We start from the raw sequence: 23,709 nt of genomic DNA, 5'->3' as shown, positions 1-23,709 counted from the left end.
ATGTTGCATATTAAACCTATTCTCAGCAGTTTATTGCGCAGTAAAAGCGGTCCAGTCTTACTGCTTATTCAGATTATCTTGTCTGTGGCGATTGTGGCGAATGCGAGCTTTATTATTCAAGAGCGTTTAGCCCTGATGCAGCGTGATTCGGGGATTAAAGAGTCAGAAGTCTTGACCTTTAGCTTGTTCAACTTCGATCCATTGATTGATAAAACCGCGCAAAACAAAATTGATCAGCAAATTTTGCGGGGGCTGCCCAATGTGATTGATGCGACCTCAACCAATATGTTGCCGTTAAGCGGTGGCGGCTGGTCGAGCACGTTAAATCTGGGCCCCGACCCAGATAGCGCTAAATCGACACCGCAATTTGCCATGTATTTAGGGACAGATCACACCATTGAGACCTTAGGAATTAAGCTGATTGAGGGGCGTAACTTTTACCCCCATGAACTTAAGGATAACCTCGATAGCCCTAGCCGATTAGCGATCATCTCCAGTACGTTAGCGAAAGCCATTTGGCCTGATGAATCCGCACTTGGCAAAGTATTGTACGAAGGTAAGGATGCGCAGATCACTGTGATTGGCGTAGTCGAAAAACTGCAAGGCGCGTGGATTGACAGTTCTAGCCTTGAAAATAGTGTGATTCAAAATGTGGATTATGGCAGCAGTTCTTACATGGTACGGGCCAAACCTGAGTTTCACGCCGAGCTTAAAGACGCGATAAAAAAAGCGCTGCTGGCTGAGAATCCAAACCGAGTGCTCGATGGCTTTAAGTCAATCGAGGCCTTAAAAGATAGCTCATACCGAGATCATAAATTGATGATTACTGTGTTAACTATGATGGTGGTGTTGTTATTGCTTATCACCTCGCTCGGTTTAACGGGCATGGTGATGTTTAATATCCAGCGCCGCACTAAGCAGATAGGTACCCGCCGCGCATTGGGTGCTAAAAAGCGCGATATTATCAGTTACTTCCTCGTGGAGAATTATTTGATTTGCTTAGCGGGAGGCGTGCTTGGCGGCTTGTTAGCGATACAGTTAGGCCAACAGTTGATGAAAATCTATAGCTTGCCTATGTTGGACTTAAGCTACCCACTAATTACTGTGGCAGGTTTGTTTATTGTCACCACGTTAGCGGTTTACTTGCCAGCGCGTAAAGCGGCAAATATTTCGCCAGCAACCGCAACTCGCAGCGTATAACTGAATATTTGATGTCACTCAAGGTGCGATAAAAGCGCGACAAAAGTGCGATAACAATAGGATGTTATTGCACTTTTTGTTACTTTACGGTTAACAGTTTTACTTAGGACAACACTCACACTTATGGATACTATCCTTATCGTCGATGACAATCATGCCATCTGCCAAGCCCTAGGTTTGATGCTAGAACTCAATGATTATCGGGTGCTGATTTGCCATAGCCCAGAGGACGCCCTTGGGTTATTGACGACGCAAGATGTGGATTTAGTGATCCAAGATATGAACTTTACCCGAGATACCACCTCGGGTGAGGAAGGTCGGCAGCTGTTTTACGCCCTGCGCGAACGCCAAGGGGATTTGCCGATTATTTTGATGACGGCGTGGACCCAGCTCGAAACGGCTGTTGAATTAGTCAAAGCGGGCGCTGCCGATTATATGGGCAAACCTTGGGATGACGCTAAGCTACTCAATAGCATCACTAATCTGATTGCGCTTTATAAACTCTCCCGTGCTAACCACCGCTTGGAGCGGGTGAATCATCAACGCCAAGTGGCGATCGCCGATGCGGATCTCTGCGGTATTGTCTTTGGTAGCGGTGCTATGCAACGTTGTATTGACTTAGCCTTGCAACTGGCACGCTCCGATGTGTCGGTCTTGATCACTGGCCCCAATGGCGCGGGTAAAGACAAGCTTGCCGATATTCTCCACGCCAATTCACCCTTAAAAAACAAACCTTTTATTAAGGTTAATGTCGGCGCCTTGCCGATGGATTTATTAGAGGCCGAGCTGTTTGGTGCCGAGGCGGGCGCTTTTACTGGCGCGACTAAAGCGCGTATTGGCCGTTTCGAAGCGGCAGACGGCGGCACGCTGTTTTTAGATGAAATTGGCAATTTACCTTTGTCTGGGCAAGTGAAATTATTGCGGGTGCTACAAACCGGCGAATTTGAACGCTTAGGAAGCCATAAAACCCAGAAAGTAAAAGTGCGGGTGATCAGTGCGACCAATGCGGATCTGGCCCAAGATATCGCTGAAGGGCGATTCCGTGAGGATTTGTTTTACCGCTTAAACGTGATTGAACTGGCATTGCCACCGCTGAATCAACGCATCGATGATATTTTACCTTTAGTGCAGCATTTTATTGGCAGCGATTTTAGCTTGAGTAAACCTGCGTTGCAGGCGTTATTACAGCACCGCTGGCCGGGAAATGTGCGCGAGCTTGAAAACGCCTGTAAGCGAGCCGTATTGTTGGCGCAAAGCCATGTGTTGACTGAAGCTGACTTTGGTTTGGCGACTGTTGCGAGTGTCATCAAATCGGCTTCCAGTGTTTCGGCTGTATCTGAGTCGCGGCTATCTGGCTTGAGACAGTCTGATCCTCTGCCTGTTTATTCGCCCGCTTCCATCCCCGTAAATACCGCATTTTATCATGAGTCTGTTCGTGCCCAAGTGTCAGATGCCAATGAGGCGATAGACGTGAGCCGAGAAGATATCGAAGCGGCGTTAAAACAGCATCATGGCGTAATTGCTCGGGTGGCAAAAGCGCTTGGACTCAGTCGCCAAGCGCTGTATCGGCGGATGGACAAGTTTGGTTTAGATAAGTCATAGGCTAAGTGCAGATGCTAGGGTAAAGGCTATCGATTAAGGAATCTGAGTGTTAATTCGAACTAAACTTATCATTTTTTCAATGGCTTGCTGCGCCTTTGGCGTCTTGCTGAGTTTTGCTTTGGTGAAGTATATCTCACCCGATGCTTCGTCTGTTGCCACGTCTAACACGATTGAAATCCCTGATGTGAATGTGCAACTGGATTTTGCAGAGCTTGAGAAAACGGTCGCCTCCATCGAACTCGCCCTTAACAATAGTGAGCAATTGCAGGAGGCTGCGGCGATGCAAGCGCACCAGAGGGCCGAGCAGATTAAAGCCGAGCTGCAAAAGCTTGAACAACTTAAACAAGAGCAGTTACAAATAAAACTCTTCAAGTTAGAACAACTTAAAGAAGGGCTGTTTAATTCTATTCCTCATGTGGTTGAGCCTTTACGTGTAGAACCGCTATCCATTTTACCGCCCAAAGCACCTGTATCTCCTGCGATATCCGCTGAGATAGCTAAGGGAGAGCGTGTCTCGAGTTTGACCTTAGGTGAAGGTTTGATCGTGTTGCTTCTCGCTTGTGCTGTCTGTGGTTTAGGTATTGCTTGGTTGACTCGACATCTCGGCCGCAGTTTAGATTCCCTTGAAGTCGGCTTGCTAAATTTTAGTGATAATGACTTTAGTGTGAGTATTCCTGAACATGGCGAAGGTCAGCTCAAAACCTTAGCGCAGTTATTTAACCATTCGGCGGCAAAATTGCGCCAAGAAAGGCAGTACATTTATCAGCGGGAGTTATTACTGGATAAGGTGATTCAAAGTTCTCCCAATGTGATGTTGTTACTGGACGATCATCAGCGGCTCATTTACGCCAACGATGCGGCGCGTCACCTATTTCATAAAAAGGGCAGAATGGAAGGCTTGAGCTTAGATGAATTGCTGGTGGATTTGCCCGAAGTATTGGCCTTAGCGCTTAAACATGAAAAGAACGGACTCTTCGCCATGGGTGAAGATGATGTGGAAACTTGGTATTTAAGTCGCGGCCAATTTTTATTGAATAACCAACAGCATAACTTGATTTTGCTCAAGCAGATGACCCGCGAGCTCAATCGTCAAGAGGTGGCAGTATGGAAAAAAGTCATCCGCATTATTAGCCATGAGCTCAATAACTCAGTCGCGCCCATCGCCTCTATGGTGAACTCCGGCCGACTGCTCACCAAAGATATCGATAATCCCAAGCTAACCTTAATTTTCGATACCATCGAGAATCGCACCAGCCATCTAAGCCAGTTTATCTTCAACTATGCTCGTTTTGCTAAGTTGCCGCTCCCGCAACGGCGTCAGGTGAATTGGACGCAATTTACTGCCCAGTTAACTCAGCATTATCCCTTTAAACTCATTCATGAGTTACCTGAGGTTGATGGTTTTTTCGATCAAGGACAGATGGAGCAAGTGCTCCTCAATTTACTTAAAAACGCCCATGAATCTGGCTCAAACCCCGAGGATGTCACCCTGTCGATTCGGTATCAAACCTTAGTGGATGGTGCAGGTTTTAGTATTGTGATTGAGGATCGCGGCGCAGGTATGTCTGGTGAAGTATTAGAGCAGGCGCTACTGCCGTTTTACTCAACAAAACAATCGGGTACAGGCTTAGGTTTACCTTTGTGCCGTGAAATTATCGAAGCCCACGATGGCAGTATTAGCATGCATAATCGCAGTGACGGTGGCCTGTTGGTTCGACTATGGTTACCACAATAATGCTCGCGTTTTGAATAAACACCGTAATGCGACTCTTAAGTCGCATTTTTATTGCTTATCTTATCCGCTTGTTTAATGCATAACTCCTATCCTCAACAGCCTCTTGGCGTATTAGCCAAATGGGCTATTTTTGCCTTTTTACCTTAGCTCTTCGGGCTAATTTGCCCCCTAGCGTAATGACGGGAGATCTTTAACCCTGTTAACCTGTTTTATCGAAAATTTGCGTTAAAACTCACCTTGTTCTAACAGAGGTTAGCGCGGTTTTTAAGGTTCGATTAAAAAGGTTAAGGAGGGATAAGTGAAACAGTTAAAACAGCGTCTGCTTACTTACGTTTTATGTCCATTCCTGCTGCTGGCTTCCCCTATCACTATTGCCGATAACGACATTGAAATTAGTGGCTTAGTAATAGATAGAACCTTGACTCGGTTTGGTAAGGACTTTGGCTTTTACTACTCAAGCTATTGGCGCGAATTGCCCTTTACCCAAGGCTTTAACGTCACTCTATATGAGACAGTGTTTCCACAGGCTGGAACCGTTTTAACCTTAGAGGTAAACGGGACTCGGATTTACACCACCCATTTTGGTCGTCGTGCAAATCCGATTAAAGAGAGCGCAGAGCAGGCGATTTTGCTTACGATTGATTATTTAGCGCAAGTCAGAGCCAATGCAATAACAGGTGATTTTTCAGGAACATCGGACGACTTTTAGGATAATAATAATGACATACAGGACGTTACTTGCTCTTGTCACGCTATGTGTGGCAAGCAGTGGCCAAGCCACTGAATTGATTTATACGCCAGTGAATCCCAGTTTTGGCGGCAATCCACAAAATGGGGCTTTCTTATTAAATAAAGCCCAAGCCCAGAATGACAATAAATCTACCTCGACCGAGAAGGACTTTGTCACCCGTTTTAAAGAATCCCTAGAGCGTAATATCATTAACTCAATCACCCGCGGTGTTGCTGATGGTGAAATTACCGATGGTGTTTACGATACAGGTGATTTTCGGATTGAAGTGGCTTCAACGGGAAATGGCGTGATGCTAACTATTACTAATACTGAAACCGGTGAAGTCACTGTGATTGAAATGCCGACATTTGGAGGAGTCAACTAATGGCCCGTCTAGTGTTAGTGAGTTTATTACTGCTAAGTGTGTCGGCCTGTAGCCTGATCTCCAAACCCGATTTAAATATCACGGCTGCCGAGGTTAACCCCTTGAGTGAGGTGATGCGTGGGCTGCAAACTCAACCAGGACCTAAGTTTCCTATCCCTGTGGCCGTGTATTCCTTTCGCGATCAAACTGGCCAATATAAGCCGCAGGCTAACGTGAGTTCGTTTTCGACCGCGGTTACTCAGGGCGCAACATCGATGTTGATGCAGACTTTGCTCGACTCAAAATGGTTTACACCCGTTGAGCGTGAAGGGCTACAAAATTTGCTTACCGAGCGTAAGATCAGCAACAAACAGAGCGGTACTAAGGGCGATGAAGTGCCCGTATTATCCACCGCCAGATTGTTACTCGAAGGTGGGGTGATTAGTTATGAGACCAACACTAGCACTGGTGGTAGCGGTGTCGAATACTACGGTATTGGCGCCTCTGAAATGTACCGTGAAGATCTGGTGACCATTTATCTACGCGCCGTGGATGTACACACAGGTAAAGTCATGATGTCGGTCTCAACCAGCAAACGTGTTTTATCCCAAGAAATGCGTGCGGGCTTGTTCCGTTACACGAGTTTAAATCGACTCGCTGAGGCTGAAGTCGGTTTTACTACCAATGAGCCAGTGCAATTTTGCGTATTACAAGCCATTGAATTGGCGGTCGCTGAGCTGATTGATAAGGGCATCAAACAAGGTTACTGGAGCCCAACTCAAGTGGCGCAGCCAGCAGAAAAAGCCCAGGAGTTGAGTCAGGGCTAGGTGCCTGAAAGTCGGTATTAGATGCTAGAGCAAAGCAGGCTTCTGCTTTAGCACTTAGTCGCGATAGCGAAAAAGAAAACCGAGCCAGTTAAGCTGACTCGGTTTTTTATTGCAGTTATTGCAGCAGTCAGTTGATATTTGGCTATTTTAGTCCGTTTGCATGGCCTTCCAAAACAGTTCAAAACTGGCATCGCGGTATGTTCTATCTGTCCCCAAGTGCGGATTATCGATAAAGAAACGCGTTGCTGCTAGATATTGGCCGTGGCAGTTTTCTAGCATCAATTCCACTGGATAATGGGCGATTAGCCCCATCATTTGTCCCTGCTTAATGAGTTCGCTAATAAAGCCTAAGATGCTATTCATCGCTTGATCGCGCACCTTAGCTGCAATCATGGGTGACATTGAATATTGCTGAAAAAACAGTTGTTTGACAGGGTTATCCAGCGACCAATCTATCGCACTTTGCCATAGTTGTAGGGCATTGTGCTTAAGATTGCTGCCCTTATGGGTGTTTAATAGTAAGGCATCGGCAAATTCTTGTTTTATGGTAAGAAACAAAGATTCCATCAAGGCTTCCTTAGAAGGGAAGTGATGGAACAAGGTGCCCGTTGCTACACCTGCTTGTTTCGCAATCGAGGCGGTGGACGTGCCATGAAATCCTTGGCTGACAAAGAGCGCTAAAGCAGTATCGAGAATAGCTTGGCGTTTATCAGTCATGGTTTTAATGGGTTGTGTTGTTGATGGTTTATTCAAGATTTATCCCCCAATGACTAGCGCAAAAATAGCTTCATTAAGATGCGTTGGATAAAAGTGCCGTAGGGCGGGTGTACAAATTTGCCTGTGTTGAATCGGCCACGGCTGAGTACCGTTTTAGCGTGGCTGAAGGTCAAAAAGCCTTCCTTTCCATGGTAATGCCCCATGCCCGACGGGCCTATTCCGCCAAAGGGCGCATCGTCGGCGGCGACATGAAACACGGTTTCGTTAATGCACACACCGCCAGAATGGGTCTGCTGGAGGATCTTTTGCTGAGTTGGCTCATCGAAACTCATCACATAAAGCGCTAAGGGTCTGGCTCTGTGGTTGATGTACTGAATCGCTTCATCTAAGGTGTCGTAGCTAATAATCGGTAACAATGGACCAAAGATTTCCTCTTGCATCAATAGCATGTCTTCACTGGTGTGAGTTATCAACTGAGTTGCGAGTTTACGATGTTGGCTATCTATGGCTTCGTCCGTCGCCGAAATAACACGGGCACCTTTTGCTTTGGCGTCTTCGAGCACTGTCATCAAGCGGTCAAACTGACGTGTATTAATGATGCTGCCATAGTCCTTATTGTGATTAATTGCACCGTACATGGATTTAAACTTAGCTTGGTAGGCGGCGATAAAGTCATCCACCTTGGCTTTAGGGCAAAGCACATAATCAGGGGCGACGCAGATTTGTCCGGCATTCAAACACTTACCGTAAATCATTCGTTCTACTGCTATCTCAAGCGGCATATCGGGGGCGATAATCACAGGGGATTTACCACCCAATTCGAGTGTTACTGGGGTGAGGTTATTCGCTGCGGCGCGCATCACATGGCGGCCGACTGTGGTCGAGCCTGTAAAGAGTAAATGATCGAATGGCAGGGCAGAAAATTGGGTAGCAATGTCCGCCTCACCTTCAACAACCGCCACGTGGGATTCATCGAAGACTTGTGCCAATAACTGTTTGATCACTTGGTTGGTCGCTGGGGTAAATTCTGACATTTTGAGCATGGCATGATTACCCGCGGCAATGGCCGTCACTAGCGGGCCAATTGACAGCATGACGGGGAAATTCCACGGCACGATAATACCGATCACCCCCAAAGGTTGATAATGCACTGTGACTTTGGCGGGTGCGAGTAAGATGCCCGCATGGCGAGCGCTGGGTTTGAGCCATTTTTTGAGGTTTTTCAAGCTGTAATTGATGTTGTTGATGACAGGCATAATGTCTGAGATCAGGCTGTCATCAATCGATCTATGGCCGTAGTCTTGGCTTAGGGCTTCGACTAAGGGTGTTTGAAATTGCAGTATGGCTGCCTTCAGTCGAGTTAATTGCTCCACTCGCGTAGCGTAATTAGGATTCGGCGCCGCTAGATAACTGCTGCGTTGGCGTTGGAGCAACTGAGTCAGTGGCGAAGTATTAAGGTGTTCGGTGGCCATATTCATAGTGGTTGCTCCAAGGGAAATGGTAGGCTGAGTCTTATTCGGTACTTTATTTAAGTAATCGTCTCGATTGAGTCTTTTATTAAATCAGTACCGACTGATTAGTCGGTTTATCCTAGCTTGCTTAGTGAGATGGTGCAAGGTATCTGGTGTATTTTTGAGCAAGATCACGGCTTGTTGTGGCGTTAGCTTTTACACTAAATCAAGGGTTGTTACATAAGGAGTATGTATGGCATTGTTAAAGCACGGAATTTCGATTGGTATTGAGCGTTATGGTGATGATGATTTTTTCGTTACCTTTAAAGCTATCGGTACCTTAACTCATCAAGACTACGAAATGATGGTGCCTGTGTTGGAGTCTGCATTAGCTGGGGTGAAAGATCCTGATATATTCGCCTTGGTAGATGTCACCGAGTTGGAAGGCTTGGAACTACAGGCTGCTTGGGACGATCTCAAACTTGGGGTGAAGCATATTCGTCATTTCGAGAAAATAGCCATCGTCGGTAAGACGACTTTGCAGGAAGTATTGGCTAAATTGGCAAACTGGTTTACGCCTGCTGAGGTAAGGTTTTTTGTTGATAATGGCGATGCTGTTGCTTGGCTAAGAGACTAAGGTTGTGAGATGAAGTTTGTGGTCTGCCAATGCGCTAAATCGGGCGTTATAGCAGCACCGTAAAGATTCACCCAGCAATCCATTCGCGCCATAGAAGGAGTACAAATTATGCGTACAGGTCAAATACTCTGGCCCACAGATTTTTCGGAAACTGCGGCCCATGCACTGAGCTATGCCATTGAAATGGCTAATCTATACCGTGTAGGGCTAAAAATCTTACATGTGGTTGAACAGCCGATCGGTGATGAAAACTTTATGATTCTATCTATTACCCCTGAAGAGCTTGCTAAAAGCATGGAGGAAGCGGCGGCAACTAAAATGCGAGCACTATTGGATGGATTGAATACTGAGCTTCCCATCACTACCTTGATCCGCCGTGGCGATCCTGTCTATCAAATTTTAGAAGAGGCCAACAGTAAAGACATTGGCATGGTAGTGATTGCTAGCCATGGCCGAACTGGGATTTCGCATTTTTTACACACCAATGTCTCAGAAGCGGTGGCGAATGGTGCAGCTTGTCCTGTGCTTGTGGTTAAGTAACTTGCTTTAACTCAATAAATCCAAAGGACGCTTATAGCGTCCTTTCTTTTTGATTGATAAAGAATAATTAATTGAAATGGGTACGCAAGAAGCATAGCAAACTGCTATAAAATAGTGGTATTTTGGCCTTAATAATTAGCTTAATTAAAAACTCAAATGATGGATAAGCTTATGCGTACTCAAGAAGTGTTATGCCCTACGGATTTTTCATCCACTGCGGCCCATGCGTTAAAATATGCGGTTGAAATGGCAAATGTTTATCAAGTCGATATTCGGTTGTTGCATGTGACTAGCCCTGCCCGTGGCGCTCATTGTTATGGTATTGCGGTCGATATTCCCGCTACATTGGAAAATGAACTCAAAGCTTTCGTTGATGCAAAAATGCAAAGTTTGCAGCAGGAAATGCAGCAGAACCTTACCGAAGGGCTCAATATTAAGTTAGTCGTGCGCCATGGTGATGCTATTGATGAGATTTTAGCGGAAGCCGTCGATGTGGGCATGGTGGTTATCGCTAGTCATGGTAGCAGCGGTTTAGCTGACTTTTTAAAACCCCACGTTACACAGGATATTGTTAAGTATGCTAAGTGCCCTGTGTTGGTGGTGAAATAACACTATGGGATAAGTTTAGTAGGAATCATTTTTGATCATTTTAGGTTCTGTTAACTTAGTCGACGCCTCGGCTTCATTGTCAAATGACATCAGGCGTCGATACTTTTCCTGCAGAGCTACTAAGCTACCATCTTGGGTAATTTGTTTGAGTCCCGCATTAAAATCATCCCGAATTTGCTCACTGAGAAACGCGAACTTGTATTCTGTAGGTGGGAATATTTGATGGCAAATTGCCTGTTGTTTTAAGTCTTTATCAGTGAGTTTGCCCTCAAGATAGGCCTGCTTTAAATAGTATTTGAAAATATTTTTATCCATCACAACGACATCGGCCCTGCGCTTCATCAGCATATAAACCTGCTGCACTTGCCTCGCTTGTTCTTGGTAGCCGCTATTGGTCTTAACCATGTTGGCAAACTCTTCCCCCAGTAACGATGATGCACGTTGAAAGGCGACGACTTGTTTGTTGTTTAAATCGTTTATGCTATTGATGTTAAATTGATTGCTTTCTAGGCTGATGGCGCAGTTTTGGTAGGTTATCGCAACGTTGGAATAAAAAACGTTGTTAATCATTCCTTCTTTGATGTTGATGATGCCATCGAGTTTACCTTCCCTGAGTTCATGGAAAGTGCGCGCCAGTGGTAAGTAGTGGATAGAAGCAGTATGGCCTTTAACTGCGAGGGCTTGGTTAAGTAATTCGAGTTCGATCCCGCTATTTGTTGCTTGGATGACATAGGGTGGGATAGACAGGCTGACGCCTATCTTAATTTCAGCCGCTTGGCCGAGCTGAGCGCCGCATAGGATGAGTAACCCCATTAATTTATAGCGGTTACGACGAGCCACTGAGCTATTTGGCTTATTGAGTTTATGCGCCATAAGTTACCAACACCTCCGCGGTATACACTTGTAACTGTGTTTGATACTCGCCAAGTCATTCCATGACTTTCTTGAGTAAGTGTAGTGTGTCTGTGAACTCAGCACGGCTTTATTTATCAAATACACATTAACGCTTTAACCTATTACAGGCTCAAAAGGATGAGCCCGGCTCAGTCAGAAAAGCAATTTCCTCCGCCGTAGACTCCCTGCCTAAGATAATATTTCTATGTGGATAGCGGCCAAACCTGTCGATAATCGCTTTATGGCGCAGTTCAAACGCGAGGTTTGTTATCGCAGCTTCGCGATTAAACAGTTTTACTGCTACTTGGTGAATGGCTGCCGATTCGCTGTGCATATAGGGCATAAATAGAAAAGGGACTTGTTTGGATTTTAGTGCTGTATCGACCCGTTGGGCAACGGCTTCTTGGGCGAGCACTAAGGCTATCGCATCGGCTTCGAATGCGGCAGGCGTATCGCGGTAAATATTACGGGAAAATTGATCGAGCACTATTATCTCAGCCAATCGACCTTGAGGCGTGATTCGCCAATGTGAAAGTTCTCCCCGTTTAGCTTGAAGTAGTACACCTTCGAAGCGCTGCTTGATCTGGGTATCAAATTCAACATCTTTAATCCACCAGAGCTTTGGGTCAATGTCTTCAAACCAAAATGTCAGTATTTGGTCTGCTGTGATTGTCTGGCTCATTTTAGCCTTTCTTCATAGGTGTTGAGTGATATTAGAAATAACAGTTGTTGGGGGAGGATGACAAGTCGTTTCGTTTGATTTAAGTGCAGATTTGTTATCTGATGATCTTGTCGCGAACCGTAAGTATTTAGTATTGGCTATTGCCTTATTGACTGAATATAAAGTAGTTTTGATGATAATTACTTTTGTTTCCAGACAGGTCATCCTATGTCACTTTCAATGCCAGCATCCCAACAGGTTTCAAAGCAAAATAAGGCGTTTCTGCGTAAGTTATATTTGGCGCATTTAATGGATGATGACCGCCATAATCTATTATCACTCAATAAGTTAACCGGAATGCCTCGCCGAACTTTACAGGATGCTATCGCAGCTTTTGAGGATATAGGTATTCGAGTCGAGTTTGTGCAGGAAGGCAGCCGTAACAATTCAGGTTATTACCGCATAGTCACCTGGGGGCCGATCAGCAGCGCTTGGGTCGATACCCATCTAAGCGAAATCGCTGAGCTGATAGGGTTTTACGAGAAGTCAATTTAAACGCTGTTTGTTACCAAGGACGAATTTGAGAACTCTTCAACTGTTAGGTTTTATTCTTGCCATCGCAGGCGTCATTTTAGGATATATAACGCTAGCATCTATTGACGGTCAAACATCTGAAGCTTCTGTTGGGGCTGCGGGTTTAGGCATGATTTTTATGGTATTACCAACCTTTGGCTGTTCTGCGTTAATATTGGTACCTTCTTCTTTAACATTATGCAAATCAGAAGTCAGGCTACGTACATATTTTAAAGGGAGTTTTTGGTTGAGTCTGTGGAAATTGAATTTAGTTCTTTCTGCTGTATATATCCTTGTTACTCTTTATGTGGGCTGTTTATGGCTACAAATCAGCATTGGTCGCTAACGAGTGAATCATCTTGTTCATCATGTGTTCATTTTTTATGCTTAACCTTCAACGCGAGTCTCACCCGAGGATATTGCATTCGTTTGCATAGATATTTGAGCATTTTCTCTTCGTTACTCCTTTGCCAATTTTCTGGCCTGACCAGCCTAAACTCCCTATAATCGGCTGCAAATGTCATCACGTTACATAGTGTTCACATCTAAATACCCTACATACTTAAAATAAAAAGGAACCTTGTTCCATGTTAGAAAAACTGTTCAAACTGAAACAAAATCAAACGAGCCTCAAGCAGGAAGCGGTCGCAGGTTTGACAACATTTATGACGATGGCCTACATCATTTTTGTGAACCCAATGATGTTAGCCGATGCGGGCATGGACCATGGTGCTGTATTTGTGGCGACCTGTTTGGCGGCGGCTGTCGGCTGTTTGGTTATGGGGTTGATGGCGAATTATCCAATTGCGCTTGCTCCAGGTATGGGACTTAATGCCTTTTTTACCTACACAGTCGTGGGTGAAATGGGTTACAGCTGGGAGACTGCGTTAGGCGCAGTGTTCCTGTCGGGAATTTGCTTTTTAATCTTATCGTTAGTGCGTATTCGAGAATGGATTGTAAATAGTATTCCCATGTCGTTACGTATCGGTATTGCTGCAGGTATTGGTTTGTTCCTTGCACTGATTGGCCTTAAGAGCGCCGGTATTGTGGTGGCAAGTCCTGCTACGCTAGTGACACTGGGCGATATCACGGCATTTCCGGCGGTTATGGCTGTGCTGGGCTTTTTCCTCATTATTGCTATGGTGCAGCGGGGAATGAAGTCAGCGGTGATTGCCAGCATTCTGATTATCACTGGCCTAGGATTAGTGTTTGGTGATGTGCAGTATCAGGGCATTGTATCAATGCCACCTTCAATCGCACCTACATTTATGAAGATGGATTTATCCCAAGTATTTGAAGTAACTATGCTATCAGTCGTTTTTGCCTTCTTATTTGTGGATCTCTTCGATACCTCTGGCACCTTAGTGGCGGTTGCACAGCGCGGTGGTTTTCTCGATGATAAAGGCCGTTTACCACGTCTGAATCGTGCCTTAACCGCTGACAGTTTAGCAACGATTGCAGGGGCGGCTTTTGGCACTTCCACCACGACAAGTTATATCGAAAGTACTGCGGGTGTGAGCGCGGGTGGTCGTACTGGTTTAACGGCCGTTGTGGTGGGATTACTCTTCATTGCTGCGTTATTTTTATCGCCATTGGCGGGGATGATCCCGGCTTATGCGACTGCGGGCACACTGTTTTATGTAGCGATTTTGATGATGTCGGGGCTGGTGCATGTCGAATGGGAAGATTTGACTGAAGCCGCGCCTGTGGTGGTTGTGTGTATTTTAATGCCGCTGACGTTTTCTATCGCGACGGGCATTGCCTTTGGGATCATCTCATATGCAGCAATCAAATTACTCACAGGTCGCTTTAGCGATCTTAATGTGGGCATTTTAGTATTAGCCGCATTGTTTGTAGCTAAGTTTGTCTATGGTTGATGCTGTCGATTAATTCACCTGCACAGTAAAAACTCGCAACGTAGATTGTCTACATTTTTTGAGGGCCATCTAATCGATGGCCCTTTTTAATGCGCGATTCTAAGCAAAAACGAAAATTTATCTCGAGTTAATAACTCCTTGCTACCAATTACTCAGCGGATTAGGTATAAGGATTGTTCGGTTATTTTGTTACAAATGAATAATGAACTTAAGTGAGATTGCGTATCGCCGCGTGGTAGTGAAGTTAGGGACGAGTGTGCTGACCTCTGGCAGTAAACAGCTAGATAAAGCCCACATGGTTGAGCTTGCTCGTCAAATGGCCGCACTGATGAAGTCAGGGGTCGAAGTCGTATTATGCACCTCAGGGGCAATTGCCGCTGGGCGTGAACATCTCCAATACCCGACGCTGCCCGACACTATGGCCAATAAGCAATTGTTAGCCGCTGTCGGGCAAAGTCAGTTGATCCTCGCTTGGGCACAACTCTTTAGTATTTATGGGCTGCATGTGGGCCAATTGCTGCTGACCCGTGCCGATTTGCAGGATAGGGAGCGTTACCTTAACGCCCGCGACACGCTCAATGCCTTGTTGGCGAATAATATTGTGCCGATCATCAATGAAAACGATGCCGTTGCCACCAATGAGATCAAAGTGGGCGATAACGACAATTTATCGGCGCGCGCAGCACTCTTATGCGATGCTGACTTATTGATTTTACTGACGGATCAAAAGGGCTTATTCGATGCGGATCCACGCACTAACCCGAACGCTAAGTTAATTTCACAGGTGGTGAAGATTGACGATAGTTTGCGTATGCTGGCGGGCGGTTCTGTATCGGGTTTAGGCACGGGTGGTATGTCGACTAAATTGGAAGCGGCGGATATTGCTCGCCGTGCTGGCATCGAAGTGGTTATCGCCTCTGGCCATCACCCTGATGTGATCAAAAAAGTGGTCGCCAAAGAGTCCGTCGGTACTCACTTTAGTGCCATCGAAAACCCGCTCGAAAGCCGCAAACAGTGGATTCTAGCGGGACCTGCGACTCAAGGTTCTTTAGTGCTTGATGCGGGTGCGGTCAAAGCCGTGACTGACAAAGGCCGCAGTCTATTGTCTAAAGGTATCGTAGGCGTTAAAGGTCAGTTTGAACGTGGTGCGACGCTACAATTAGTTGATCAACAAGGTAAAGTGATTGCTAAAGGGATGACACGATACTGTGGCCAAGCCCTGAGTTTGATTGCGGGTAAGCATTCCGACGAGATCGAGTCTGTACTCGGTTACGATTATGGTGACGCAATAGTGCACCGCAACGACATGGTTGTCTTATAAGCGAGGTCTGTTTTGAGTCAAATGAATCAAGATCAGTATTTACAGCAACTTGGCCAAAATGCCAAACAGGCCAGTTATGCTTTAGCCAATTTAACGGCGAGCCAAAAGGCTGACTTACTCGAAGCTATTGCCGATGCGCTGACGGCAAACTCCGCCGCCATTTTAGCGGCTAATGCTAAAGACGTTGCCGCCGCTAAGAACGATGGATTAACGGAGGCGATGATCGACAGACTGTTGCTCGATGATGCGCGTTTAGCGGGCATTATCGGTGATATCAGCGATGTGATCCGCCTTGCTGATCCCGTGGGCGAAGAGTTTGGCAGCAAGTTATTAGATAACGGTTTAAGGTTGACTCGTCGCCGCGTACCGCTGGGCGTGATTGGGGTTATCTACGAGGCGCGCCCGAATGTGACTGTCGATATCGCGGTACTTGCCCTTAAAACGGGTAATGCGGTGATCCTCCGTGGCGGTAAAGAAACCCTTGAATCGAATAAGCTTATCAGCGAAGTGATCCGCGGCGCGATTGTCGCCCAAGGTTTACCCATAGATGCGGTGCAATTTATTGATTCTTCAGACAGAGCCCTAGTGACAGGTTTACTTAAGCTCGATCAATATGTCGACATGATAGTGCCGCGCGGCGGTCAAGCATTGCAGCGCTTATGTGCTGAGCAAGCGACGATTCCAGTGATTTTAGGCGGCATTGGTATTTGCCACTTGTATGTCGATAAAAATGCCGACCTTAAGCGTGCCTTAGGCGTAATCGCTAATGCGAAAGTGCAGCGTCCAACGGTGTGCAATGCTCTTGATACCTTGCTGGTGGATGAGCGCGTGGCGAGTACCTTTGTACCGCAAATTGCCGAGTATCTGCATCGTCTAGGCGTGCGTTTTTCAGTTTGTGACACAAGTTTTAGTCTGCTGGATGGTTTAGGGTTCGATGTGACGCTTGCTAAGTCTGAGGATTTTGGTATTGAATGGCTGTCGTTAACCTTAGGTATCAAAGTCGTGAGCGATATCGATGCCGCCGTTAGTCATATTCGCCAGTATTCTAGCGGCCATTCGGAGGCCATTTTGACCGATGATATTCATGCAGCGGCGCACTTTATGAATGAAGTGAACTCAGCCGCCGTGTATGTCAATGCCAGTACGCGTTTTACCGATGGCGGTCAGTTTGGTCTTGGCGCTGAAGTGGCGGTGAGCACGCAAAAACTGCACGCCCGCGGTCCAATGGGGCTTGAGGCATTAACCACATATAAGTGGTTAGCTTGGGGTGATTACACCAGTCGTGTTTAGCGGTAAATACCGATAAACCCAAAGCCGTTAACTTACTGCGTTGACGGCTTTTTTGTTTACGGTATCCAACTGAATAGCGACATCAATGTGTTTGGCTAACGAGTTTAGCTGCTTATGGTGAGCGGGGTATAAGTAGCAAGTAACCAGATACAGAAAAATATCGTCGACATAACAACGGTGAATTTACGAAAGGCCTTGATGTATTCCAAGGTATAAATAAAGTACTTTTCTTGTACTCTGCGAGTGAGTAAAACCGAAGGCAGCATAAAACTGCAATAGAGCATGACTACCATAGTGGTAAAACTGTTTCCCCAGAAATGCTCATAAATAAATAAGGCGATGCAGAGTAGCATGGCGCACCAACTGATAGGGCTGATGCTATTTTCTGGATTCCATTGGGTTGATTTTTCCATCTGACTATCCTTAGTCGATTTGTACCTCAGTACAATTTATAGACGGATATCTCGGCTTTATCAAACGCTTTCCACTTTAGACTCAGTACGCTGGCAGTTTGTTGTCGTTTGAGCCTTGTTTACCATTTATCCAATATGAGCGCGTACAACTTAAAGTGAATTGCTTACTTAACGTCGAATGACTTGTGCTTAATGTGGCCTGGATAGCTTAAAGCATCTAGCTTAAAGTGTCTTGATATCGGCAAATTCGCCTTTGCAAAGCAGGGCTAAGTCTGTGGCCGCTAAGCTTATCTCTAAACCGCGTCTGCCCGCGCTGACATAGATTCTATCGAAACCTTGAGCGCTGGCATCAATCAAGGTTGGCAATTGTTTCTTTTGCGCTAAGGGACTAATACCGCCAACCAGATAGCCTGAGGATTTTTGTGCTAGGTCGGCATCGGCCATTTGTAGTTTCTTTTGTCTTAAGCATTTAGCTACGGCTTTTAGATTAAGCTGATGATCGACGGGCACGAGCGCAACGGCAATCGGCGCATGGGCTTTGTCGATGGCAACTAAAAGGGTTTTAAATACTTGCGCGGGTTCAAGCCCTAGGGTGTTAGCGGCTTCTTCGCCGTAGGCGGCGCAGTGTGGATCGTGGCTGTACTCTAAGATATCAAACGCAATCTTGGCTTTTTTCGCCAATCTGACGGCTGGGGTCATTTTATACTCCTTCACAAAATGGAGGATATTAGCGCTTAATCTTGGCTTAAAATGTTAGCCAGCTCTTTTAATTGGTTCATTGCCGTGAGCTAACATTATTTAAGGCTGTTACTCAACGATTATTCCGCTAGCTTTGTGCTTATCTTGTTTTTACGCTCTAAATAACGGGGCAGAAGTTGCTGCAACATCATCCCCGATAAAATAAAGGCTAGGCCGAGATAGGTTGCCATCGCAATCGTTTCCTGCAAAATCCACGCGATAAAACCAATCGACATCACTGGGGATAAAAACACCATAGTGCTGATGTTCGCGGTGCGAGTGGCTGTTTTCAGCGCCATTAACCAGAGCACGAAGGTAATGCCCATCTCAAATAAGCCCACATACATACCTGCAAATATCGCCTTAATACTAAAACTGGGCAGGGTATCTGTCAGCACTAAGGTGACGGCAATAAAAGGTAAGCCGATAAGAAAACTCAATAATAAACTGACCACAGGATCGCCTTGATCTTTAGTGTTGACGATCCAATATAGGCACCAGAGTAAAGTGCTGGTGAGAGCAAGACCGATACCGAGTGGGCTATCAAAACTAAAGCCGCTGATATCGCCGCCGGTAGCAATGATAAACACGCCTGTATAGGCAATCAGCGCCGCAGCTATATCGCTCTTACGCAAATGTTGCTTTAACAAAGGCGCGGCAAGTAACGGCAGTAATACCGCCCAAGTGTAATTAAGTGACAACGCTTGCTGCGCTGGCAGTAAGGAATACGCTTTAAATAGCACGACATAGTAAAGGAAGGGATTGATGAGTCCAGTCACCAGATAAAACATGGGGCGGCGTAAAAACTGTTGCTTGAGTAAGGAAAGCTTTTTTTGCCAAGCAAGGATTCCGGCAAGGGCAATAATCGAAGTGAGTACGGCAACAAACACCAGTTGCAGCGGTGTGTAGTAACTCAAGGCAATCTTAAAGGCCGTGGCCACTGTCGACCAGAGAAAGATCGCCGCCATGCCATACACGTACGCTAAATTCGAAGACTTCACTCTGCTACCTTACGAGGATAAACATCCGCCAAATGTGGGCAGATTGAATAACAGCTTTGGTTGATAAGCAAGACTATTTTATGTGATTGGATATTTTATCCCGCTGTAGATGCGAGAAAGATAAATCAGAAAATTTTTTTGTTCGCCCTTGTAATTAAATTCCCTGTCCCAATATAGGTATCAAGGCAGAGAAGGTGGCCAACGATGGACTTGATATTTAAACCGTCTAGCCCCATATCAAAACCAACTAAACAAATTTAGATTGAATGAAATTTTTCGGAGGACCTCATGGGTAAAATTATTGGTATCGACTTAGGCACAACAAACTCTTGTGTAGCTGTCCTCGATGGTGGCAAAGCACGTGTGTTAGAAAACGCTGAAGGCGATCGCACAACCCCGTCAATCATCGCTTATACAGATGATGAAACCATTGTCGGTTCGCCAGCAAAACGTCAAGCTGTGACTAACCCGACTAACACATTCTTCGCGATTAAGCGTTTGATTGGTCGTCGCTTTAAAGATGACGAAGTCCAACGTGACGTGAACATCATGCCATTCAAAATCATTGCAGCCGACAACGGTGATGCATGGGTTGAATCGCGTGGCAACAAGATGGCTCCACCACAAGTTTCTGCAGAAATCTTGAAAAAGATGAAGAAAACCGCAGAAGACTTTTTAGGTGAAGAAGTAACAGAAGCGGTTATTACTGTTCCTGCTTACTTTAACGATTCACAACGTCAAGCGACTAAAGATGCGGGTCGTATCGCAGGTCTTGATGTTAAACGTATTATCAACGAACCAACGGCTGCAGCATTAGCCTACGGTATCGATAAGAAACAAGGCGACAACATTGTTGCAGTATACGATTTAGGTGGTGGTACATTCGATATCTCTATCATCGAAATCGACAGCAACGATGGCGACCAAACATTTGAAGTGTTGGCAACCAACGGTGACACCCACTTAGGTGGTGAAGACTTTGACAACCGTTTGATCAACTACTTAGCTGACGAATTCAAGAAAGAGCAAGGCTTAGATCTGCGTAAAGATCCATTAGCAATGCAACGTCTGAAAGAAGCAGCAGAAAAAGCGAAAATTGAACTTTCAAGCACCAACCACACTGAAGTGAACCTGCCATACATCACGGCAGACGCAACAGGTCCTAAGCATTTAGTGATTAAAATCACTCGTGCTAAATTGGAATCGCTGGTTGAAGACTTGATTATCCGTACATTAGAGCCACTAAAAGTTGCCCTGGCTGATGCAGATTTATCTGTAACAGACATCAACGAAGTGATTCTAGTGGGTGGTCAAACACGTATGCCTAAGGTTCAAGAAGCAGTGACAAACTTCTTCGGCAAAGAACCTCGTAAAGACGTGAACCCAGACGAAGCGGTAGCCGTAGGTGCTGCAATTCAAGCGGGCGTACTGTCAGGCGACGTGAAAGACGTATTACTGTTAGACGTAACACCACTGTCTCTTGGTATCGAAACCATGGGCAGCGTGATGACTAAGTTGATTGAAAAGAACACCACTATTCCTACTAAGGCGCAGCAAGTGTTCTCAACAGCCGATGACAACCAAAACGCAGTGACGATTCACGTACTGCAAGGTGAGCGTAAGCAAGCGAGCGCGAACAAGTCATTAGGCCAGTTCAACTTAGACGGTATTGAGCCAGCTCCACGTGGCCAGCCACAAATTGAAGTGATGTTCGACATCGATGCCGACGGTATTCTGCATGTGTCTGCGACAGACAAGAAAACCGGCAAGAAACAAAACATCACCATCAAAGCCTCTTCTGGCTTAAGCGAAGAAGAAGTGGCACAAATGGTACGTGATGCCGAAGCTCACGCAGATGAAGACAAGAAGTTTGAAGAGTTAGTGCAAGCACGCAACCAAGCTGACGGCTTAGTCCACGCGACTAAGAAACAAGTGGAAGAAGCGGGTGATGCATTGCCAAGCGAAGATAAAGAGAAAATCCAAGCTGCTATGGCCGCTGTTGACACTGCCAGCAAAGGCAATGACAAAGAAACCATTGAAAAGGCAACTCAAAACTTGATCGAAGCATCTGCTAAGCTGATGGAAATCGCTCAAGCTAAGTCTCAAGCTCAAGGCGGCGACAATGCCGACGCGGGCAAACAGGCTAACGCTGCTGCCGATGACGTTGTCGATGCTGAATTCGAAGAAGTGAAAGACGACAAGAAATAATGACTTGTTTTCAATCAAATAGATTGATTTCAAAGCGTTAATTTCTAGGCGGGCGTTACGGGGCAACCCTAACGCCCGTTTGTTCAACACCAGCTGAGAAGCATGAGATTATGTCAAAGCGAGATTATTACGAAGTATTAGGTGTCAGTCGTGACACCAGCGAACGTGAAATTAAAAAGGCCTACAAACGTCTGGCCATGAAATTTCACCCAGATCGCAACCCAGGCGACAAAACCGCAGAAGCTAACTTTAAAGAAATTAAAGAAGCCTACGAGATCCTAACCGACGCCGACAAAAAAGCGGCCTATGACCAATTTGGTCATGCGGGTGTGGATCCTAATCGCGGTGGCGGTGGTTACGGTGGTGGTCAAGGCGATTTCGGTGATATTTTCGGTGATGTCTTTGGCGATATTTTCGGCGGTGGACGTCGTGGTGGTGGTCAACGCCAAGCGGCCCGCGGCTCAGATTTACGTTACAACCTAGAGTTATCACTGGAAGAAGCCGTTAAAGGCTTAACCAAAGAACTGCGTATCCCAACACTGGCGACTTGCGATCTATGTGAAGGCAGCGGCGCTAAAAAAGGCACCTCTGCAACCACTTGTGGCACCTGTCATGGTCAAGGCCAAGTCCAAATGCGCCAAGGTTTCTTTGCGGTGCAACAGCCTTGTCCAACCTGTCATGGCCGCGGCAAGATCATCAAAGATCCTTGCACTAAGTGTCATGGCGATGGCCGTGTTGAAAAGAGCAAAACCTTATCGGTTAAGATCCCAGCAGGCGTTGATACGGGTGACCGTATTCGTTTAGCGGGTGAAGGCGAAGCGGGTGAGTTTGGCGCGCCTCCAGGGGATTTATACGTTCAGGTCAGCGTGCGTGAGCATGCGATTTTTGTCCGTGATGGCAACAACCTTTACTGCGAAGTGCCGATATCCTTCAGTAAAGCGGCCCTAGGCGGTGAGATTGAAGTGCCAACACTGGATGGTAAAGTCAGCCTGAAGATCCCAGCCGAAACGCAAACGGGCCGTATGTTCCGTTTACGTGGCAAAGGCGTCAAGTCGGTTCGCAGCCATGCGGTAGGCGACTTGCTCTGCAAAGTGGTTATGGAAACCCCAGTTAACTTAAACGATCGTCAAAAAGAACTGTTACGCGAATTTGAAGCCACCTTAACCGGTGAGTCGAAAAAACACAGCCCAAAGGCTGAGGGCTTTTTCGATGGCGTGAAAAAGTTCTTTCAAGATCTGAATAGCTAACTTGGTCTAGTGGCGCAGAGGTTAGCTGCGCACTAGATGAATAAAGCCTCGCAGTGTTTAGCACTTGCGGGGCTTTTTTATGGTTGTTTTATGCTAAAACCACTTAAAAGGCTAGATGTTAGTTTGATCGTTCTGCTTTGCTATTTGGCTTTATAGCCGAGATTGTTTGTGACTTAAACCTAGCTTTAGGTTTCTCTTTTTTAAAGAAAATCAAAGTCGTGGGGCTTCACCCCACACCCGACCAAGGAGGACTGCTCGTCCTATCCTCCTTGGATGCTCCATGACGCCCCCAACGGAGTTGAAAGCCCCTTGTGCTCATTGGCAAATTTGCTGACGCTTCCGATGGGGCGTCCCTTCCCCTCGAAAGCTAGCTTGCCATCCATGGCAAGACTCACGCAATTTGTCTATTCGCCCTGCGGCAACTCCGAGGGGATGGTGTATTCCTTTGATTCTGGTGTTATCGGTAAATTGTTCAGGTATAAAAGTTATTCATGTCCGGTCTTTACGTTCGCCCAGCGGCAATTCCGAGGGGATAGTGTATTACGTATTCATTGATGCTATTGATAAGCAAATAAATAATAAAATCAAGCTCACATAACCTTTCATTTATCTAAAAGTATATAAAATGAGATTTAAGAACAACTATCTAGTTTTAAATTATTGTTTACAAAGAGGAAAAACAGTGGGAAATTGAGTGTATTCAATATTGTTCATTTGTGTATCTAAACACTGTAAATGTAAAGTAATTAGAATTATTTATATATGGAGTATCGATGAAAGTATTTATAAGTTGGTCTGGTGAAATGAGTCATAAAGTCGCCAAGTCGCTAAGAGACTGGCTACCATCTGTAATACAGAGTATTACACCTTACGTTTCTTCAGAAGATATTGACAAAGGAGCACGTTGGTCCAGTGACATTGCATCAGAACTCGATGAATCATCTTTTGGCTTATTATGCGTAATGTAGTGGTCAAGTAAAATTGGCCACGGTTTTAGAGTCATTCCAATATAAACGTTCTGACTCATTTGGCGTTAACCCACCATTATATTGATGGGGTCTGGTCTCACTGTAA

At 45.8% G+C, this 23,709-nt stretch carries 24 protein-coding genes; 17 read left to right on the top strand and 7 right to left on the bottom strand.

Going from position 1 to position 23,709, the window contains the following annotated elements; genetic code table 11:
* The 6 genes from KO537_RS02410 to KO537_RS02385 all read left to right on the top strand — a co-directional run bounded on the left by KO537_RS02410 (position 1) and on the right by KO537_RS02385 (position 6,458).
* On the top strand, positions 1-1,200 hold the full coding sequence (locus KO537_RS02410) for an FtsX-like permease family protein (protein ID WP_173243139.1): 1,200 nt from the start codon (positions 1-3) through the stop codon (positions 1,198-1,200).
* A gap of 123 nt (positions 1,201-1,323) precedes the next feature.
* The gene (locus KO537_RS02405; RefSeq protein WP_173243143.1) at positions 1,324-2,802 is read left to right on the top strand and encodes a sigma-54 dependent transcriptional regulator; all 1,479 of its coding nucleotides are present in this window, start codon (positions 1,324-1,326) and stop codon (positions 2,800-2,802) included.
* Positions 2,803-2,848: 46 nt separating this feature from the next.
* Entirely contained in the window at positions 2,849-4,537 is a 1,689-nt protein-coding gene (locus KO537_RS02400; protein ID WP_173243146.1) for an ATP-binding protein, read from the top strand.
* 298 nt (positions 4,538-4,835) lie between these two features.
* Positions 4,836-5,246, top strand: coding sequence for a curli production assembly/transport protein CsgE (locus KO537_RS02395; protein WP_131523186.1), 411 nt, complete (start codon positions 4,836-4,838; stop codon positions 5,244-5,246).
* Positions 5,247-5,256: 10 nt separating this feature from the next.
* The gene (locus tag KO537_RS02390) at positions 5,257-5,652 is read left to right on the top strand and encodes a curli assembly protein CsgF (RefSeq protein ID WP_106649655.1); all 396 of its coding nucleotides are present in this window, start codon (positions 5,257-5,259) and stop codon (positions 5,650-5,652) included.
* Positions 5,652-6,458, top strand: a complete 807-nt coding sequence (locus KO537_RS02385) for a CsgG/HfaB family protein (RefSeq protein WP_105251644.1) — start codon at positions 5,652-5,654, stop codon at positions 6,456-6,458. Before KO537_RS02390 ends, KO537_RS02385 begins: the two co-directional genes overlap by 1 nt.
* A gap of 147 nt (positions 6,459-6,605) precedes the next feature.
* Here the strand turns inward: KO537_RS02385 and KO537_RS02380 are convergent, their stop codons facing one another.
* Together KO537_RS02380 and KO537_RS02375 are read right to left on the bottom strand one after the other, a co-directional pair.
* A complete protein-coding gene (locus KO537_RS02380; protein WP_028761697.1) occupies positions 6,606-7,211 on the bottom strand; it encodes a TetR/AcrR family transcriptional regulator in 606 nt (201 codons plus the stop codon).
* A 17-nt stretch (positions 7,212-7,228) separates the two neighbouring features.
* Positions 7,229-8,653: a coniferyl aldehyde dehydrogenase gene (locus KO537_RS02375; protein WP_219233775.1), complete on the bottom strand. Its 1,425-nt coding sequence runs from the start codon at positions 8,651-8,653 to the stop codon at positions 7,229-7,231.
* Positions 8,654-8,879: 226 nt separating this feature from the next.
* On the opposite strand from KO537_RS02375, the gene KO537_RS02370 reads away from it, so the two are divergent.
* The 3 genes from KO537_RS02370 (at position 8,880) to KO537_RS02360 (ending at position 10,412) form a co-directional block, all read left to right on the top strand.
* On the top strand, positions 8,880-9,263 hold the full coding sequence (locus KO537_RS02370) for an STAS/SEC14 domain-containing protein (RefSeq protein ID WP_028761699.1): 384 nt from the start codon (positions 8,880-8,882) through the stop codon (positions 9,261-9,263).
* A 108-nt stretch (positions 9,264-9,371) separates the two neighbouring features.
* The gene (locus KO537_RS02365; RefSeq protein ID WP_131523190.1) at positions 9,372-9,803 is read left to right on the top strand and encodes a universal stress protein; all 432 of its coding nucleotides are present in this window, start codon (positions 9,372-9,374) and stop codon (positions 9,801-9,803) included.
* 171 nt (positions 9,804-9,974) lie between these two features.
* Positions 9,975-10,412, top strand: a complete 438-nt coding sequence (locus tag KO537_RS02360) for a universal stress protein (RefSeq protein ID WP_028761701.1) — start codon at positions 9,975-9,977, stop codon at positions 10,410-10,412.
* 15 nt (positions 10,413-10,427) lie between these two features.
* Here KO537_RS02360 and KO537_RS02355 read toward each other — a convergent pair whose 3' ends face one another.
* Together KO537_RS02355 and KO537_RS02350 are read right to left on the bottom strand one after the other, a co-directional pair.
* On the bottom strand, positions 10,428-11,285 hold the full coding sequence (locus tag KO537_RS02355) for a transporter substrate-binding domain-containing protein (protein ID WP_131523191.1): 858 nt from the start codon (positions 11,283-11,285) through the stop codon (positions 10,428-10,430).
* Positions 11,286-11,436: 151 nt separating this feature from the next.
* Positions 11,437-11,988: a DUF924 family protein gene (locus KO537_RS02350; RefSeq protein ID WP_212599365.1), complete on the bottom strand. Its 552-nt coding sequence runs from the start codon at positions 11,986-11,988 to the stop codon at positions 11,437-11,439.
* A gap of 207 nt (positions 11,989-12,195) precedes the next feature.
* Here KO537_RS02350 and KO537_RS02345 point away from each other — a divergent pair, with 207 nt between their 5' ends.
* The 5 genes from KO537_RS02345 to KO537_RS02325 all read left to right on the top strand — a co-directional run bounded on the left by KO537_RS02345 (position 12,196) and on the right by KO537_RS02325 (position 17,028).
* A complete protein-coding gene (locus KO537_RS02345) occupies positions 12,196-12,522 on the top strand; it encodes a winged helix-turn-helix domain-containing protein (RefSeq protein WP_028761704.1) in 327 nt (108 codons plus the stop codon).
* A gap of 25 nt (positions 12,523-12,547) precedes the next feature.
* Positions 12,548-12,886: a carbon starvation protein CstA gene (locus KO537_RS02340; protein WP_219233774.1), complete on the top strand. Its 339-nt coding sequence runs from the start codon at positions 12,548-12,550 to the stop codon at positions 12,884-12,886.
* A gap of 241 nt (positions 12,887-13,127) precedes the next feature.
* Positions 13,128-14,417: an NCS2 family permease gene (locus KO537_RS02335; RefSeq protein WP_131523194.1), complete on the top strand. Its 1,290-nt coding sequence runs from the start codon at positions 13,128-13,130 to the stop codon at positions 14,415-14,417.
* 202 nt (positions 14,418-14,619) lie between these two features.
* Positions 14,620-15,738, top strand: coding sequence for a glutamate 5-kinase (gene proB / locus KO537_RS02330; RefSeq protein WP_105251651.1), 1,119 nt, complete (start codon positions 14,620-14,622; stop codon positions 15,736-15,738).
* Between the two features lie 12 nt (positions 15,739-15,750).
* A complete protein-coding gene (locus tag KO537_RS02325; RefSeq protein ID WP_173497472.1) occupies positions 15,751-17,028 on the top strand; it encodes a glutamate-5-semialdehyde dehydrogenase in 1,278 nt (425 codons plus the stop codon).
* A gap of 104 nt (positions 17,029-17,132) precedes the next feature.
* Here the strand turns inward: KO537_RS02325 and KO537_RS02320 are convergent, their stop codons facing one another.
* From KO537_RS02320 to KO537_RS02310, 3 genes are all read right to left on the bottom strand, one after another.
* Positions 17,133-17,441: a hypothetical protein gene (locus tag KO537_RS02320; protein WP_105251653.1), complete on the bottom strand. Its 309-nt coding sequence runs from the start codon at positions 17,439-17,441 to the stop codon at positions 17,133-17,135.
* Positions 17,442-17,663: 222 nt separating this feature from the next.
* Positions 17,664-18,140, bottom strand: coding sequence for a Cys-tRNA(Pro) deacylase (gene ybaK, locus KO537_RS02315; protein WP_028759489.1), 477 nt, complete (start codon positions 18,138-18,140; stop codon positions 17,664-17,666).
* Between the two features lie 119 nt (positions 18,141-18,259).
* Positions 18,260-19,180 (bottom strand): DMT family transporter, encoded by a 921-nt coding sequence (locus KO537_RS02310; RefSeq protein ID WP_173243168.1) that lies wholly within the window; start codon positions 19,178-19,180, stop codon positions 18,260-18,262.
* A gap of 288 nt (positions 19,181-19,468) precedes the next feature.
* Here KO537_RS02310 and dnaK point away from each other — a divergent pair, with 288 nt between their 5' ends.
* The 3 genes from dnaK (at position 19,469) to KO537_RS02295 (ending at position 23,603) form a co-directional block, all read left to right on the top strand.
* Positions 19,469-21,388 carry a molecular chaperone DnaK gene (dnaK, locus tag KO537_RS02305; protein ID WP_219233773.1) on the top strand — a complete coding sequence of 640 codons (1,920 nt, stop codon included), beginning with the start codon at positions 19,469-19,471 and terminating at the stop codon, positions 21,386-21,388.
* A 110-nt stretch (positions 21,389-21,498) separates the two neighbouring features.
* Positions 21,499-22,635: a molecular chaperone DnaJ gene (dnaJ, locus tag KO537_RS02300; protein ID WP_113941183.1), complete on the top strand. Its 1,137-nt coding sequence runs from the start codon at positions 21,499-21,501 to the stop codon at positions 22,633-22,635.
* A 773-nt stretch (positions 22,636-23,408) separates the two neighbouring features.
* Entirely contained in the window at positions 23,409-23,603 is a 195-nt protein-coding gene (locus KO537_RS02295; RefSeq protein WP_219233772.1) for a hypothetical protein, read from the top strand.
* Positions 23,604-23,709 lie beyond the last annotated feature (106 nt).

This window comes from Shewanella sp. NKUCC01_JLK (assembly GCF_019345615.1).
In the GTDB taxonomy this organism is placed as follows: Bacteria; Pseudomonadota; Gammaproteobacteria; order Enterobacterales; family Shewanellaceae; genus Shewanella; species Shewanella oncorhynchi.
This window is presented reverse-complemented; position numbering and strand designations above follow the sequence as displayed.